We start from the raw sequence: 16333 nt of genomic DNA on the forward strand, positions 1-16333 counted from the left end.
GGGGTTCATGCTCATCTTGACGTTGGCTGTGTCCACACCGCTGCCGTCCGATTTGACGCGGACTTTCACGTTGTAGTCCACCACGCGTTTGACAGGGACAAGAATTTTCATGGGGATCTTTCCTTGGGGGGTTCCAGAAATAAACGGGCTAGGCCGCCGGGCGCAGCAGCCCGGCCAGTCGTTCGCTGATGAGCGCATCGGCCTGGGCCATGATGGAGTCGATCAATTGCTGCACGGTGGGCACATCGTGAATCAAGCCAGCCACCATGCCGCACGACCAGACGCCCGCCTCCATGTCGCCATCCTGCATGATGCGCGGATAGACACCCGCCACCTCGGGCGCAATGTCCGCGAAGGTGATGGCCGCGCCCAGTTCGCGCTCTTTTTGCAGCAGGCGCTCGGCGGCACCATTGGTCAACACACGCTCGGTATTGCGCAGCGGGCGCATGACCAGGCGGGTGTCGAGCTCGCTGGCCGCCACAATGGCGCGCTTGACGTTGTCGTGCACGGGCGCCTCTTGCGTGGCAATGAAGCGCGTGCCCATGTTGATGCCCTCGGCGCCCAGCGCGAGCGCGGCCACCAGCGAGCGGCCATCGGCCATGCCGCCCGAGGCGACAAAGGGAATCTTCAACGCCTCTGCCGCACGCGGCAACAGGATGAAGTTGGGCACATCGTCCTCGCCCGGATGGCCTCCGCATTCAAAGCCATCGACGCTGATGGCGTCGCAGCCAATGGCCTCGGCCTTGAGTGCGTGGCGCACCGAGGTGCACTTGTGGATGACCTTGATACCGGCGTCCTTGAGGGCGGGCAGCCACTTTTGCGGGTTGTTGCCCGCTGTCTCGACCACTTTCACGCCGCCGTCGATGATGGCTTTCACGTAGCCGGGGTAGTCGGGCGGGTTCACCGATGGCAAAAAGGTCAGGTTGACGCCGAAGGGCTTGTCGGTCATGGCGCGGCAGCGCGCAATCTCGCGCGCCAGCAGCTCGGGTGTGCGCTGCGTGAGGCCGGTGATGATCCCCAGGCCGCCCGCGTTGGAGACCGCCGCAGCCAACTCGGCCAGGCCGACATGGTGCATGCCGCCCTGGATGATGGGGTGCGCTATGCCAAACAGCTCGGTAATGCGTGTCTTCATGACGGCGTTACTCGGAGGCAATGCCCTTATCGCGGATCAGCTGGCCCCAGCGGGTGTAGTCCTGCTGCACGCGCTGGCCCAGCTGCGCCGGGGTCTGGAAATGGGCGATGGCACCGGCGTTCAGCAGCTTGTCCTGCACTTCCTTCTCGGCCAGGATCTGCTGCACTTCGTTTGCAATGCGATCGACCACCGCCTTGGGTGTGCCCAAAGGCGCCAGCAGGCCGCCCCACGACACGGCGTCATAGCCCTTGATGCCCTGCTCGGCAATGGTCTTGACGTCGGGCAGCATGGTCACGCGCTGGGGCGAGCCCACGGCAATGGCGCGCAGCTTGCCGGCCTGGATGTGTGGCAACGCTGCCACCAGGTCGGCATACATCACGGGCACCTGGCCGCCGATGGTGTCGGTGATGGCCGGCACGCCGCCCTTGTAGGGCACATGCTGCATGTCAAAGCTGGCCATCTGCTTGAGCAGCTCCATGCTCAGGTGGCCAAAACTGCCCGCGCCCGAGCTGGTGTAGTTGAGTGGGGTCTTTTGCGCCTTGGCGTTGGCAATCAGGCCCTTGAGGTCGGTCACATCGGGCAGCAGCTTGGGGTTGACCACCACCACGATGGGCAGGTCATACACCGTGGCCACGGGCGTGAAATCTTTCACCGTGTCGTAGCCCGCCTTCTTGTACAGGTGCGGCGCCAGCATGGTGGGTGTGGCCAGCATCATCAGCGTGTAGCCGTCCGCAGGGCTTTTGCTGACCTGGGCTGCGGCAATCGACCCCGAGGCGCCTGCCTTGTTCTCGATGAGCACGGTTTGCTTGAGGCGCTCGCCCAGCTTCTGTCCGACGATGCGCGAGGCCGTGTCGGTGGGGCCACCCGCCGGGAAAGGCACCACCAGCTTGACCATTTTGTCGGGCCAGGCCGCCTGCTGGGCCATGGCGCTGCCGATCAGCAGCGGCGCGGCGGCCAGCGCCAAAGCGGCGCGGCGGGTGAAACGGGCGAGGGGTGCGGTGCGGGAAATGGTGGAAAAGGTCATGGTGTCTCCTGAAAACAATGGGGGTCTCAATCCAGCCGGGCGCCAGCGGCCTCGACCAGGGCTTTCCAGATGGGCATGTCGCGCTGGTAGTTCTGCTGAAACTCTTGCGGGCTGTTCATCATGGGCAAAAAGCCCGCAGCTGCAATGCGCTCAACCACCTTGGGGTCTTTGGCCACTTCGCGCAGGTGGGCAGAAAGCTGGTCCACGATCTCTTTCGGGATGCCCGCCGGTGCACCCATGGCCACCCAGCCAAAGATGGAATAAGCGTCGTCCTGCACGCCTTGCTCAAAGATGGTGGGCACCTTGGGCAGGATGTCCATGCGCTGCTTGCCGGTGACGCCAATGGCCTTGACGCGGCCCGAGTCGATGAAGGGCTTGGTATTGAGCGCGCTCGAAAAGCACAGCTGCAACTGGCCGCCAATCAGCTCCTGGATCATGGGCGCCTCGCCCTTGTAGGCGACGTGCACCATGTCGCTGTCGGTGGTTTTGCTCATGTACGCGCCCGCCAGGTGGGCATACGAGCCCGTACCCCAGGAGCCATACGACAGCTTGCCCTTTTGGGCCTTCACATAAGCCAGCAGCTCTTTCATGTTGTTGGCAGGCACCGAGGGGTGCACCACCAGCGTCACCGGCGCCGCGGCCACCTGGGTGATCAGCGCCAGGTCCTTTTGCGGGTTGTAGGGCAGCTTGGTGTACAGAAACTGGTTGATCAGCATCGAGGTGCTGAGCGTCAGCAGCAAGGTGTGGCCATCGGCCGGTGCCTTGGCCACGGCATCGGTGCCCAGAATGCCTGCGGCGCCGCCCTTGTTGTCCACCACCACGGGCTGGCCGATGCGCTTGGACAGGGCCTCGCCCACGGTGCGGGCAATGATGTCGGTGGCGCCGCCCGCGTTGAAGGGCACCACCAGCCGGATCGGCTTGGTGGGCCAGGCGGCCTTGCCCGTCTGTGCCAGTGCCGTGCCCAGCAGGCCCGTGCTGCCCAGTGCGGCCATGCCTTGCAGCACGCTGCGGCGCTTGATTGGCGAAAGGTTCATAGATATCTCTTCTTTTATATAGAAACAAGCTCTAGCGCTTATGCAGCAAGCGCTAATAGCTATGATTTTTAAACTAATTAAATGTGCGGAAGTGTCAGCACGCCCTTGTCGCGCAGGGCCTGCAACTCGGGCTCGGACAGTTGCAGCAGTTGCTGCAGCACCTCGCGGGTGCCCTCACCCAGCGTGGGCGGCGCGTTGCGAATCGGCAGGCGCTGGCCGTCCAGGCGGTAGGGCGGCGCAAACACATGCGTGCTGCCCGCCACCGGGTGGGGCAGCTCTTGCAGCAGGCCGCCCCGGCGGGTGCGCTCGCTGGTCAGGGCCTCGTGCAGGCCCGCCACCTTGCCGCAGGGGATGCCAGCGGCCGTCATGCGCTGCAGCAGCACATCGCGGGCAAATCCGGCGATCAGCTCCTTGAGCATGGGCCCCAGCACCAGCCGGTTCTTGGCGCGCTCCACATTGGTGGCAAAGCGCGGGTCTTCCACGATGTCGGGGCGCTCGATGACCTGACGGCAAAACTTGTCGAACTGGGCGTTGTTGCCCACGGCAATGATGAGCGGGCCGTCGGCCGCGTCGTACATGCCGTAAGGCACGATGGACGGATGGGCGTTGCCATAACGTTGCGGGTCGTGGCCCAGCAGCATGGCATCGAGCCCGTAGTAGCCGGTGATCATCAGGCCGCAGTCGTACAGCGCCATCTCGATGTGGCGGCCCTTGCCGGTGCGCGTGCGCTGAAACAGCGCCGCCAGCACGGCCTGGGCCGCGTACATGCCGGTCATCAGGTCCACCACGGCCACACCAAACTTGAGTGGTGGCGTGTTTGCCTCACCGTTGAGGGCCATCAACCCGGACTCACCCTGGATCACCAGGTCGTAGCCTGGGCGCTTGGCCTCGGGCCCAGAGCTGTCGTAACCGGCCACCGAGCAATAAATCAGGTCGGGCTTGATGGCCTTGAGCTGCTCGTAGCCCAGGCCCAGCTTTTCGGCGCCGCCGGTCTTGAAGTTTTGCACCACCACGTCGCACTGCGGCAGCAGGTCGTGGATGATTTTCACGCCCTCGGGCGTCTGCAAATCCACCGTAATCGACCGCTTGTTGCGGTTCATGCTGTTGTAGTAGGTGGTTTCGGTCTTGCCGATGCGCATGCCCCAGTCGCGCGTGTCGTCGCCCCGTCCGGGGTGCTCCACCTTGATGACCTCGGCGCCGAAATCGGCCAGCACCATGCCGCACAGCGGCCCGGCAAACACGCGCGAGAGGTCGAGCACGCGCACGCCCGCAAGGGGAAAGTCCATGCCGTCCGGCGGAGTGGTGGGTGTTGTTGTCGTTGTGGTGGTCATGTGTGTTTGTCTCCTTGCCAGCGCTCAGGCCGGGGGTTGGCGCAGTGGCGCGAAATTGGGCAGCCGCTTTTCCAGGAAGGCACCGATGCCTTCGCGGGACTCCTCGGTCTCTTGCGACTGCACCATGCACTGGGCTTCCTGCTCCAGCTGTTCTTGCAGTGTGTTCGCATAGGCATTGCGGCACAAGGTCTTGATGCGGGCCATGGCCAGCTCCGGGCCAGCCGCCACCTGGGTGGCCAGGGCCAGCGCCTGCGCCAGTGCCTGCCCCGGCTCGGCCAGGCGATTGACCGGCCCCAGCGCGTGCAGGCGTTCGCCACTGATGCGCTCGCCCGTCAGGCACAGCTCGGTCAGCACCTGGCGCGACACAAACTCGGCCAGGAAGGCCGTGGCGCCGCCATCGGGCGTGAGGCCCACCTTCACATAGGCCACCGAGAACACCGCGTTTTTGGCAGCCACCAGCATGTCGCAGGCCAGCGCCAGCGATAGCCCCGCGCCCGCAGCCGCACCTTCGACGGCAGCAATCACCGGCTTGCGGCAATCGCGCACGGCGCGAATCAGGTCGTGCAGGCCTTCGAGCTTGGCCCGGCGCTCTTCAACAGGCAGCTCGCGGCGCCTGGCCAGTTGGCGCAGGTCACCGCCCGAGCAAAAATGCCCGCCCTCGCCCGTCAGCACGATGGCGCCCACGCTGGGGTCGGCCTCGGCCTGGGCCAGCGCCTGGGTGAGCGCCGCGTAAAACTCGGGCGACAGCGCATTGCGGGCCGCCGGGTTGTTGTTGGAGAGCACCAGCACGGCGCCTTCGCGGCGGGTCAGCAGGACTTCGCTCATCTTCGTTCTCCAGTTCTATGCCTGTAGCCGGCCTGCTTCGCCAGGGACAGCAAGCAAGGGCCGCCCCGCAGCGAGGCTGTCGTCCCCCTTCCAGGGGGAACGCGCAAAGCGACTCCGGGGGTCGTTCATGTCAGCCCAGCGCGATGTAGCGCGCTAAGTGGTGGTCTTCGTCGCCCAGCTCGTGGTCGATCATGACCAGGCGCTTGGCGTAGTGCGACAAGGGCAGCTCCCAGGTCATGCCAATGCCGCCGTGCATCTGGATGCTTTCTTCCGACACCAGCGCGCCAATGCGGCCAATGGTGAACTTGGCCGCCGACAGCGCGCGCTCGCGCTCCACGCGGTCGGCGCTGTCCATGGCGGCAGCGGCGTTGATGACCGCCGAGCGCGATTGCTCCACCTCCAGCAGCAGGTCGGCCATGCGGTGTTGCAGGGCCTGGAAGCTGCCAATGGGCACGCCAAACTGCTTGCGCGTTTGCAGGTATTCGAGGGTGTGCTTTTTGGCCACTTCCATCGCGCCCAGCGCTTCGGCGCACAGCGCCAGCACGCCCCAGCCCATGGCCAGCTCCAGCGTGGCAAAGCCCTGGCCTTCGGTGCCCAGCAGCGCATCGGCTCCCACTTGCACGTTGTCGAGCGTGATTTCGGCCACCCGGCCACCGTCGATGCGACCCATGCCGCGGCGTGCAACGCCCGCGCTATCGGCAGGCACCAGGAACAGCGAAATGCCGTCTTCACTGCCCACATCGCCCGCCGTGCGGGCCGACACCAGCAAGAGCTGCGCGTTGTCACCCTGCACCACCACGGCCTTGGCGCCGGTGAGTGCCCAGCCCTCGCCGCTGCGCACCGCACGGGTGCTGACGCGGGCCACTTCGTAGTGGCTGCCGGGCTCGTTGTGTGCCAGGGCGGCCACGGTGCTCCCGTCGATCAGGCTGGCAATCTGCTCTTTTTGTGCGGGCGTGCCCGCAGCGGCCAGGGCGCGCCCCACCACCAGCGCGCCCAAAAAGGGCTCGACCACCAGGCCACGGCCCAGGGCCTCAAACACCACGGCCACGTCAAAGCCTGCGCCGCCAAAGCCGCCTTCGGCCTCGGGGAACAGCGCGCCAATGGCGCCCAACTCGGCAAACTGCGCCCACAGCGCGGGCTGCATGCCCACGTCGCCATAGGCAATGGCGTTGCGGGTTTCAAAACCGTACTGCTCGGCGACAAAACGGTTCAGGGTGTCCGCCAGCATGCGGCGGTCTTCGGTGTGTTCAAAGTTCATGGCTACGGTCTCACAGTCCGAGAATCATCTTGGAGATGATGTTTTTCTGGATTTCATTGGAGCCGCCAAAAATCGACAGCTTGCGGTAGTTGAAGTAATTGGCTGCTGCGGTGGCGGCCTCTTTGGGCCCCACGGGCGCATCGGCATAGCCCTCGTACTGCGCAGCCTCAATGAAGGGCAGCGCATATGGCCCCATGGCGCGGCGGATCAGCGACAAAATTTCCTGGCGGATCTCGGTGCCCCGGATCTTGAGCATCGAGCTCTCGGCACCCGGCACGCTGCCATGGGCCACGGCGGCAATCACGCGCAGGTTGGTGGTCTTCATGTTTTCGAGGTCAATCTCGACCTTGGCCATGCGGGCGGCAAACTGCGGGTCCTGAGCGAGCGGGCGGCCATTGCGCTGCACCTTGCTGGCCACCACTTTGAGCTTTTCCAGCGACGCCACCGAAAAGCCCACACCAGCAATGCCGGTGCGCTCGTAGGTCAGCAAGAACTTGGCGTAAGTCCAGCCCTTGTTTTCTTCGCCCACCAGGTTCTCGGCAGGCACGCGCACGTCGGTAAAGAACACTTCATTGACCTCGCGGTCGCCATCGAGCGTGCGGATGGGGCGCACTTCCACGCCGGGCGTGTTCATGTCCACCAGCAAAAAGCTGATGCCCGACTGGGGGCGCGCTTCGCGGTCGGTGCGCACCAGGCAAAAAATCATGTTGGCGTGCTGGCCCTGGGTGGTCCAGGTTTTCTGGCCGTTGACGATGTAGTGGTCGCCCTGGGCATCCACACCGCGCACCGCCGTGGTCTTGACCGAGGCCAGATCGGACCCCGAGCCCGGCTCGGAGTAGCCCTGGCACCACCAGTCGGCACCGCTCAGGATGCGCGGCAGCCAGTATTGCTTTTGCGCCTCGTTGCCGTATTTGATGAGCACCGGGCCCAGCATGTTGACGCCAAAGGGCACGATGCGCGGGCCACCGGCCACGGCGCACTCGTTGTCAAAAATGAATTTTTCCACTGCACCCCAGCCGGGGCCGCCATATTGCTCAGGCCAGTGGTTGGCCAGCCAGCCGCGCGCGTTGAGGATGGCGTGCCATTCTTCCTGGTCTTCCTTGGTCAGGCGCTGCCCGGCCTTGACCTTGGTGGCGATGCGCGCGGGCAGTTTTTCTTGCAGAAAAGCCTGCACTTCGGCGCGGAAGGCTTCTTCTTCGGGGGTGAAATTCAGGTCCATGTCGTGCCTTTAAGTCAGTTGGGCATTGGTCGGTGGAGGAGAGGGCAAACATTGCTGCGCAATGTCTGGGGCTGTCCCGAGGCATTCATCAGTGGGGGACAGAGCAAAAATGGCCATGCAATTTCTTGGTCTGTCCCGCAAGGAAGGCATTCGTCAGTTGGGGACAGAGCAAAAATTGCTATGCAATTTCTTGGTCTGTCCCGCAAGGTCTCAGTAGATCTCAAACAAGCCAGCGGCACCCATGCCTCCGGCAATGCACATCGTGACCACGCCCCACTTGGCTTTGCGGCGGCGGCCTTCGAGCAGCAGGTGGCCCACCAGGCGCGCGCCGGTCATGCCAAACGGGTGGCCGATCGAGATGGCGCCGCCGTTGACATTGAGCCGCTCGCCGGGAATGCCCAGCTTGCGTTGGCAATACAGCGCTTGCGAGGCAAAGGCCTCGTTCATCTCCCACAGGTCGATGTCTTGCACCGTGAGGCCGTGGCGCGCCAGCAGCTTGGGCACGGCAAACACCGGGCCGATGCCCATTTCGTCGGGCTCGCACCCGGCCACGGCAAAACCGCGGAAGGCCCCCAGGGGTGACAGGCCCAGGCGCTCGGCGTGGGTGGCCTCCATCAGCACGCAGGCGCTGGAACCATCGGACAGCTGCGAGGCATTGCCCGCCGTGATGAACTGGCCGGGGCCCTTGACGGGCTCCAGCTTGGCCAGGCCCTCCAGCGTGGTGCCGGGGCGGTTGCAGTTGTCGCGCGTGGCCACCACGTCGCGCAAGGTGACTTCGCCGGTGTCCTTGTTCTTTTCGGCCATGCGTGTGGCACAGGGCACGATCTCGTCGGCAAACAGGCCCTGGTCTTGCGCGGCGGCGGTGCGCTTTTGGCTCTCCAGCGAGAACAGGTCCTGGTCTTCGCGGCTGATGCCGTAGCGGTGGGCCACGTTGTCGGCGGTGTCGATCATCGCCATGTAGAGGTCGGGCTTGTGCTGCATCAGCCAGGGGTCGATGTCGGCGGGCAAACCGGCGCGGATGGCCGAAATGCTCTCGACACCCCCGGCCACCATGGCGGGCACGCCTTCGGCCACGATGCGGTCTGCCGCCACGGCAATGGCTTGCAGGCCCGAGGCACAAAAACGGCTGACGGTAACGCCCGCCACCGACAGCGGCAAACCGGCGCGCACCACGGTCTGGCGGCCAATGTTCTTGCCGGTGATGCCTTCGGGGTAACCGCAGCCCATCACCAGGTCTTCAATGAGGGCCGGGTCGATGCCCGCGCGCTCGACCGCCGCTTTCACCGAGAAAGCGGCCAGTTGCGGGCCGGGCGTGGCATTGAATTCGCCCCGGTGGGATTTGGCCAGCGGCGTGCGGGCGGTAGAAACGATAACGGCTTGGCGCATGGTGGTTGCTCCTGTTTTTCTAGCTGGTTGCTCTTGCATTGATTGGGTTTGATAGCAAAAACACTACCAAACTCTTTATGTAAAAGCGCTAACAGCTATTGTTTTGATATCTACGTGACAGATGCTGTGGTGGCGGGTGCTGTGGCGGCGGGTGCTGTGGCGACGGGTGCTCAGGCAAGCTGGTTCAGGCTGTCGAAATTGCGCCCTTCCTGCACCAGCTTGACCAGCAGGGGCGAGGGTTTCCAGAACAGCGCGTCTTCCTTGGCAAATTCCTCGATGTCGGCCAGCAGCCGGGGCAGGCCGTACATGTCGGCCCACTTCATGGGGCCGCCACGAAAGCGCGGGAAGCCATAGCCGGACATGAAGGTTACGTCCACATCCAGCGGGCGCAACGCAATGCCTTCGTGCACCACGTTGGCGCCTTCGTTGGCCATGGCGGCCATGTAGCGGCGCATGATGCCGTCGGCCGTGAATTGGCGCGGGGTGACGCCTTTTTTGGCGCGCTCGGCATCCACAATGGCCAGCACTTCGGGGTCAGGCTGGCCCACGCGGGCGCCTTCGGGGTACAGGTAAAAGCCGCGGCCGGTTTTCTGGCCGAACCAGCCACGCTCGCAGATGCGGTCGGCCACTTCCACATAGCGGGCCTTGGGGTCACGCGTGGCGGCACGGCGCTTGCGCGTGGCCCAGCCAATGTCGCCACCGGCCAGGTCCGTCACCTGGAACGGGCCCATGGCAAAGCCAAAGCCGCGCACGGCCTCGTCGATCTCGTAGGGGCTGGCGCCGTCTTCCATGATGTAGTCGGCGGCCTGCTTGTACACGGCCAGAATGCGGTTGCCGATGAAGCCGTCGCACACACCGGCGCGCACGGGCACTTTTTTGAGTTTCTTGGCCAGCTCAAAGGCGGTGGCCACCACGTCAGCACCCACCTTGGCTGGCACCACGATCTCCAACAGCTTCATGATGTTGGCGGGGCTGAAGAAGTGCAGGCCAATCACGTCCTGCGGGCGGCTGGTGACGGCGGCGATGGCGTCGATGTCCAGGTACGAGGTGTTGGTGGCCAGCACGGCGCCGGGTTTGCACACGCGGTCCAGCTCCTTGAACACGGCTTTTTTGACGTCGAGTTCTTCAAACACGGCCTCGATCACCAGGTCCACGTTGGCCAGGTCGTCGTACGAGGTGCTGCCGGTGTAGCGCGCCATGACGGCGGCCTTGGCTTCTTCGGTCATGCGGCCCTTGGCGACCAGGCCGGTGTAGACCTTTTCCACATTGGCACGGCCCCGCGCGATGGATGCCGCATCGCGCTCGACCATGGTCACGGGGTAGCCCGCGTCCAGGGCCGACACGGTGATGCCCGCACCCATGGTGCCGCCGCCAATGATGGCGATGGTGGCAAATGCGCGCGGCGCGGCGGCCTTGGCCTCGGGGATCTTGACCACTTCGCGCTCGGCAAAAAAGGCGTGGATCAGGCCGGCACGCTGCGGGCTGTCCAGGCACTCCAGAAACAGCGCGCGCTCGCGCGCCATGCCTTCATCAAATGGCAGCTGCACGGCGGCCTGCACGCATTCAATGATCTTGAGGGGCGAAAACAGGCCCCGGGTTTTCTTGGCGGTGTCGGCTTTCAGCACCTCCAGCTCGGCCAGCGCTGCGGCGGGGTCGGGGATGGCGATGTCGCGCGTGCGGCGCACGGGGGCGTTTTGCGCCAGCAGCGCGTTGAGGTAGACCAGGCCAGCAGCCTGGGCGTCGTCGCCCTCAGCCAGTTGGTCCACCAGGCCTGCCGCCAGCGCGGCCTTGGCCGACAGGTGCTTGCCGCTGAGCATGAGCTCGGTGGCGGCGCGCGCGCCCATCAGGCGCGGCGCGCGCTGCGTGCCACCCGAGCCCGGCAGCAGGCCCAGGGAGACTTCGGGCAGGCCCAGCTTGGCAGCGGGCAGTGCAATGCGGTAGTGGGCCGACAGCGCCACTTCCAGTCCACCGCCCAGCGCCGCACCGTGCAGCACTGCCACCACGGGCTTGGTGCAGTCTTCAATGCTGCGGCACACCTCGGGCAGCGAGGGCGGCATGGCGGGCTTGCCAAACTCGCGGATGTCGGCGCCCGCAATGAAGGCCTTGCCTGCGCCCATCAGCAGCACGCCCGCCACGGTGCTGTCGGCCTGGGCCTGTGCCATGGCGGCGGCCAGCCCCTGGCGCACGGCCACGCCCAGCGCATTGACCGGCGGATTGTTGACGGTCACGACCAGGATGGCGCCCGCGCGGGCAGTGGTGACAACGGATTCGGGGGTAGCTGCGCCCATGCGGGAGTCTCCTGGTGGTTTCAAGTAGCTTTGTATTGTTGATGCGGCAAACAATCTTGACAATTACATTAATGATTGACAGACTGTCAAAAATTCTTTGACACACGCGACCGAAAACAGCCGATCGCTGCTGAATCTGGAGCGCCGTTTCTTGCAAAGGCAAGGCACAGGCCGCGCTGGCGCACCACCAGCCGCGCCACCACAGTGCACGGTTTTCAGAACGCAAGCACGTTCCTGGAGAAACAGAAAGACATGGAACTTACCTCCCTCACCGTGCTGGTGGACATCCTGGACGCTGGCAACCTGAGCCAGGCCGCGCGCAACCTCAAGATGACGCGCGCCAACGTGAGTTACCACCTCAATCAGCTCGAAAAATCGGTGGGTGTGCAGCTGGTGCGCCGCACCACGCGCCGCGTTGAACCCACCGAGGTGGGCCTGCGCCTGTATGCCCATGGCCGCGCCATCCAGAACGAAATGCTGGCCGCGCGCGAAACCATCACCACGCTGGGCCAGGGCCTGCAGGGCCGCGTGGGCCTGAGTGTGCCCAGCGGCTACGGGCAGATGGTGATGTCCGACTGGCTGATCGACTTCAAGCGCCTGTACCCGGGCATCGTGCTCGATGTGCGCTTTGAAAACCGGGTGGACGACCTGATCCGCGACGAGGTGGACATTGCCATCCGCGTCATGCCCGAGCCGCCGCCCACGCTGGTCGCGCGCGACATGGGCGCGGTGCGCTACACCGCCTGTGCCTCGCGCGGCTACGCCCAGGCGCACGGACTGCCCACGGCGCTGGAGGCGCTGCGCACCGCGCCGGTCATTACATCGGGCGTGGTGGGCAAGCAGCTGCGCCTGCGCGGCTACCGGGGCGGTGAGCGCCACGAAGTGATGCTGGAGCCCACGCTGATTTCAGAGCATTTTCCGTTTCTGCGCCAGGGCATCCTGGCCGGGCTGGGCGTGGGGCTGGTGCCCGACTACGTGGTGCAGGACGCCGTGGCCAGCGGCGAGGTGCTGACCACGCTGGACGACTGGCGCCTGAGCATTTTTGGCACGCAGATGTTCATGCTCTACATGCCCGACCGCCACCAGACGCGGGCGGTGCGCACCTGCATCGAGTATTTGCTGGGCCGCGCCCTGCCCGGCGCCGAGCCGCCCGCCAGCCCTGCGCCAGCCTCCGCCCTACCCGCCCCCTGAAGGCGCTCAGGGCCGGCCGTAGGTGGCCGTGAAGCTGGCCTTGGCCAGCGTGTGGGCGTTGACCATGAAGCCCGCCAGTGCGGCGGTGGCGTCGTCGGGAATGTCCAGCCGGGGCACGCTGAGCGCATGCACGGTGAACACATAGCGGTGCGGCTTGTCGCCCGGCGGCGGGCACACGCCGCCCCAGGCAAAAGCGCCGTAGTCGTTGCGGATCTGGCGCGCACCCGCAGGCAAACCGGCACCGCCCTGGGCGCCCGCGTTGGGCACCAGCTGCGCGGTGGTCGCCGGCAGGTCCACCACAAACCAGTGCCACCAGCCCGAGCCGGTGGGCGCGTCGGGGTCGTACACGGTGACGGCAAAGCTTTGCGTGCCCACGGGCGCGCCGCTCCACTGCAGGATGGGCGACTGGTTCTGGCCCGAACAGCCAAAGCCGTCAAACTCGAAATGCGGCGGCACGGTGCCGCCGCTGGGGATGTCGGGACTGGAGAGGGTGAATACGGTCATCGTGCAACTCCTGGGTTGAAGACAGTCGTTTATACAAAAAAGGCCTCTAGCGCTTTACCAGCAAGCGCCAACAGCTACTATTTAAATAGCATCTCATCTAGATTCGGCCTTCCTCCACCGCGTGGCAGGCAATGCGGATGCCGCCCAGGGTGAGCAGCTGGGGCCGCTCGGTGCGGCAGCGCTCGTTGACGTGCGGGCAGCGCGGGTTGAAGGCGCAGCCCGGCGGCGGGTTGAGCGGATTGGGCACCTCGCCCTGCACGGGGGTGCGCGCCTTGCCGGTGTCGTGCATCTTGGGGATGGCGTCGAGCAGCATGACCGTATAGGGGTGGCGCGGCGTGTCAAACAGCGTGTGCTTGTCGGCCAGCTCGACCAGGCGGCCCAGGTACATCACGCCGACGTGGTCGCTTACGTGGCGCACCACGGCCAGGTTGTGGCTGATGAACAGGTAGGTGAGGTGCCGCTGGCGCTGCAGGTCTTTCATGATGTTGAGCACCTGCGCCTGCACCGACACATCGAGCGCGCTGGTCGGCTCGTCGCACACCAGAAATTCGGGCTCGGTGGCCAAAGCACGCGCAATCGAGATGCGCTGGCGCTGCCCGCCCGAGAACTGGTGCGGGTACTTGACCATGTCCAGGGGCGACAGGCCCACCGATTGCAGCAACTCGCCCACGCGCTCTTTCAGCTGCGCCTTGTCAGTGATGAGGCCGTGCTCCTTGAGCGGCTCGCCCACGATGTCTTCCACCAGCCAGCGCGGGTTGAGGCTGGCGTAGGGGTCCTGGAAGATCATCTGGATGCGCCGGCGCATGGCCTTGGCGTTGCTGCCCTTGAAGGCCGCGTGTGCATCCTGTCCGTCAAAGGTGAGGCCGCCGCGCGTGGGCTCGTACAGGCCCACCAGCAGGCGCGCCACGGTGCTTTTGCCGCAGCCCGACTCGCCCACCAGGGCCAGCGTTTTGCCTTTTTCGATGTCGAAGCTCACGCCATCGACGGCATGCAAGAGCGTGCGCGGCTTGCCTTCGAGCACGCGGTTGAGCCAGGGGGCCGAGACATCGAAGGTTTTCGCCAGGTCGTGCGCCTGCACCAGGGGCGTGCTGGCCGGTGTGGTTGCGCTCATGCTGCCACCTCTGGGGCGTGCAGCCAGCAGGCCGCGCGGGTGGCGCCTGCCTCCAGCAGTTCGGGGCGATCGGTGGTGCAGCGGTCAAAGCGGCGCGGGCAGCGCGGGTTGAAGGCGCAGCCCGGGGGAATGGCGTTCAGGCGGGGCATGGCTCCGTCAATCTGGTTCAGGCGCTCGCGGTCTTGCGCCATGTCGGGGATCGAGGCCATGAGGCCCGCGGTGTAGGGGTGCGCGGGGTGGTTGATGACCTCGTGCACCGGGCCGATCTCGACCACGCGCCCGGCATACAACACCGCCACGCGGTCGCAGGTTTCGGCAATCACGCCCATGTCGTGGGTGATCAGCATCACGGCTGCGCCGCGCGATTTGCAGATGGATTTGAGCAGCGTGATGATCTGCGCCTGGATCGACACATCGAGCGCCGTGGTGGGCTCGTCGGCCACGATGAGTTGCGGCTCGGCCGCCAGCGCCAGGGCAATCACCACCCGCTGGCGCATACCGCCCGAGAACTGGTGCGGGTAATGGTCCACGCGCTGCTCGGCCGCCGGGATGCCGGTGTCCTGCAGCAGCGCAATGGCGCGCCGCCGGGCCTCTGCCGCATTCACTGGCAGGTGCGCCTGGATGGTTTCGGTGAGCTGCCGACCCACGGTGTACAGCGGGTTCAGCGAGGTCAGCGGGTCCTGGAAAATCGCGCCGATGCGCCGACCCCGGATGTGGCGCATGTGCGCGTCGCTGAGGTTGTCGATGCGCTCGCCTTCCAGCAAGATCTGACCCGAGGCCACGCGCCCGGGCGACTCCAGCAGGCCGATGATGGCGGCGCCCGTGAGCGACTTGCCAGCACCCGACTCGCCCACCACGCCCAATATTTCGCCGGGGGCGATGGAAAACGAAATGTCATCCAGGGCGCGCAGCGTGCCGCGCCGGCCCGGGAATTCGACAACGAGGTTTTTGACTTCTAAAAGGGACATGTCAGCGATTCATTGCAAGGGCACGGCCCGGACCAGCAGACGCCGTGGAACCGGCTTTGCCGGGCCACTGGGGGCGTCCCCCTGGGGGGATGGCGCGAAGCGACTCAGGGGGGTCATCTCAATCTCGGGTTGAGCGCATCGCGCAGCCAGTCACCCAGCAGGTTCACCGACAGCGCAATCAGCACCAGCATGAGCCCCGGGAACACCGTAATCCACCACTCGCCCGAGAACAGGTAATCGTTGCCCACGCGGATCAGCGTGCCCAGCGAGGGCGATGTGGGCGGCGCCCCCACGCCCAGAAACGACAGCGTGGCCTCGGTGATGATGGCCGTGGCCACCTGGATGGTGGCCAGCACCATCACCGGGCCCATCACGTTGGGCAGCACATGCTTGCGCATGATGCGCAGGGGGGCCACGCCGGTCACGCGCGCGGCCTGCACATATTCCTTGTTGCGCTCGACCAGGGTAGAGCCGCGCACCGTGCGCGCATATTGCACCCAGCCGGTCAGCGAGATCGAAAAAATCAGCACGCCAAAGGCCAGCGATTCGTGGGCATTGGGAAACAGCGCGCGGCCCACCCCCGCGATCAGCAGGGCCACCAAAATGGCCGGAAACGACAGCATCACGTCGCACAGGCGCATCAGCACCGCATCAATCCAGCCACCCCGGAAACCGGCCAGCAACCCCAGCGCCACGCCCACCACCACCGACAGCAGCACCGACGCCAGCCCCACCACCAGCGAGATGCGGGCGCCGTAGATTACGGCCGAGAGAATGTCGCGCCCCTGGTCATCAGTGCCCAGCAGGTATTTGCTCGAACCCTCGGCAATCCATGCCGGCGGCAAGCGCGCATCACTGAGCTCCAGCGTGGACAAATCGAACGGGTTGTGCGGTGCCACCCAGCCCGCAAATAGCGAGCAGAACACGCACACCACGGCAATCGCTGCCGCCAGCATGGCCATGGGCGATGTGCGAAAGCTGTAGCCAACATCGCTGTCAAACCAGCGCGCAAGGGGTTTTTTCATCGGAGGAAACAATAAACAGGCAGCAAGGCCCGGCGCG

At 65.4% G+C, this 16333-nt stretch carries 14 protein-coding genes and 1 pseudogene; 1 reads left to right on the forward strand and 14 read right to left on the reverse strand.

Annotation, left to right across the window (positions count from 1 at the left end; genetic code table 11):
* The 10 genes and pseudogenes from B7Y64_RS08905 to B7Y64_RS08950 all read right to left on the reverse strand — a co-directional run.
* Positions 1–111, reverse strand: a pseudogene (locus tag B7Y64_RS08905) (electron transfer flavoprotein subunit beta/FixA family protein); the annotation flags it as partial.
* A gap of 37 nt (positions 112–148) precedes the next feature.
* Positions 149–1132, reverse strand: coding sequence for a nitronate monooxygenase family protein (locus B7Y64_RS08910; RefSeq protein WP_291324447.1), 984 nt, complete (start codon positions 1130–1132; stop codon positions 149–151).
* A gap of 7 nt (positions 1133–1139) precedes the next feature.
* The gene (locus B7Y64_RS08915; protein ID WP_051463449.1) at positions 1140–2156 is read right to left on the reverse strand and encodes a tripartite tricarboxylate transporter substrate binding protein; all 1017 of its coding nucleotides are present in this window, start codon (positions 2154–2156) and stop codon (positions 1140–1142) included.
* Positions 2157–2182: 26 nt separating this feature from the next.
* Positions 2183–3190, reverse strand: coding sequence for a tripartite tricarboxylate transporter substrate binding protein (locus B7Y64_RS08920; protein ID WP_111867084.1), 1008 nt, complete (start codon positions 3188–3190; stop codon positions 2183–2185).
* Positions 3191–3267: 77 nt separating this feature from the next.
* Positions 3268–4521 (reverse strand): CoA transferase, encoded by a 1254-nt coding sequence (locus B7Y64_RS08925; protein WP_291324448.1) that lies wholly within the window; start codon positions 4519–4521, stop codon positions 3268–3270.
* A gap of 24 nt (positions 4522–4545) precedes the next feature.
* On the reverse strand, positions 4546–5346 hold the full coding sequence (locus tag B7Y64_RS08930; protein ID WP_291324449.1) for an oxepin-CoA hydrolase, alternative type: 801 nt from the start codon (positions 5344–5346) through the stop codon (positions 4546–4548).
* A gap of 130 nt (positions 5347–5476) precedes the next feature.
* Entirely contained in the window at positions 5477–6604 is a 1128-nt protein-coding gene (locus B7Y64_RS08935; RefSeq protein WP_291324450.1) for an acyl-CoA dehydrogenase family protein, read from the reverse strand.
* 10 nt (positions 6605–6614) lie between these two features.
* Complete coding sequence (locus B7Y64_RS08940) at positions 6615–7823, reverse strand: acyl-CoA dehydrogenase family protein (protein ID WP_024812909.1); 1209 nt, start codon at positions 7821–7823, stop codon at positions 6615–6617.
* 210 nt (positions 7824–8033) lie between these two features.
* Positions 8034–9209, reverse strand: a complete 1176-nt coding sequence (locus tag B7Y64_RS08945) for an acetyl-CoA C-acyltransferase (RefSeq protein ID WP_291324451.1) — start codon at positions 9207–9209, stop codon at positions 8034–8036.
* A 170-nt stretch (positions 9210–9379) separates the two neighbouring features.
* Positions 9380–11497, reverse strand: coding sequence for a 3-hydroxyacyl-CoA dehydrogenase NAD-binding domain-containing protein (locus B7Y64_RS08950; RefSeq protein WP_291324452.1), 2118 nt, complete (start codon positions 11495–11497; stop codon positions 9380–9382).
* A gap of 252 nt (positions 11498–11749) precedes the next feature.
* On the opposite strand from B7Y64_RS08950, the gene B7Y64_RS08955 reads away from it, so the two are divergent.
* The gene (locus B7Y64_RS08955) at positions 11750–12688 is read left to right on the forward strand and encodes a LysR family transcriptional regulator (protein WP_291324453.1); all 939 of its coding nucleotides are present in this window, start codon (positions 11750–11752) and stop codon (positions 12686–12688) included.
* A 6-nt stretch (positions 12689–12694) separates the two neighbouring features.
* On the opposite strand, the gene B7Y64_RS08960 is transcribed toward B7Y64_RS08955, so the two are convergent.
* From B7Y64_RS08960 to B7Y64_RS08975, 4 genes are all read right to left on the reverse strand, one after another.
* Entirely contained in the window at positions 12695–13192 is a 498-nt protein-coding gene (locus B7Y64_RS08960) for a YbhB/YbcL family Raf kinase inhibitor-like protein (RefSeq protein ID WP_024812913.1), read from the reverse strand.
* Between the two features lie 97 nt (positions 13193–13289).
* Positions 13290–14303 carry an ABC transporter ATP-binding protein gene (locus B7Y64_RS08965; protein ID WP_291324454.1) on the reverse strand — a complete coding sequence of 338 codons (1014 nt, stop codon included), beginning with the start codon at positions 14301–14303 and terminating at the stop codon, positions 13290–13292.
* Complete coding sequence (locus tag B7Y64_RS08970; protein WP_291324455.1) at positions 14300–15271, reverse strand: ABC transporter ATP-binding protein; 972 nt, start codon at positions 15269–15271, stop codon at positions 14300–14302. The genes B7Y64_RS08965 and B7Y64_RS08970 overlap by 4 nt, the downstream gene beginning before the upstream one ends.
* A gap of 113 nt (positions 15272–15384) precedes the next feature.
* Positions 15385–16296, reverse strand: a complete 912-nt coding sequence (locus B7Y64_RS08975) for an ABC transporter permease (RefSeq protein ID WP_291324456.1) — start codon at positions 16294–16296, stop codon at positions 15385–15387.
* Between the last annotated feature and the right edge of the window lie 37 nt (positions 16297–16333).

Origin of the sequence: Acidovorax sp. 35-64-16, from assembly GCF_002281195.1 — a bacterium.
In the GTDB taxonomy this organism is placed as follows: Bacteria; Pseudomonadota; Gammaproteobacteria; order Burkholderiales; family Burkholderiaceae_C; genus Acidovorax; species Acidovorax defluvii.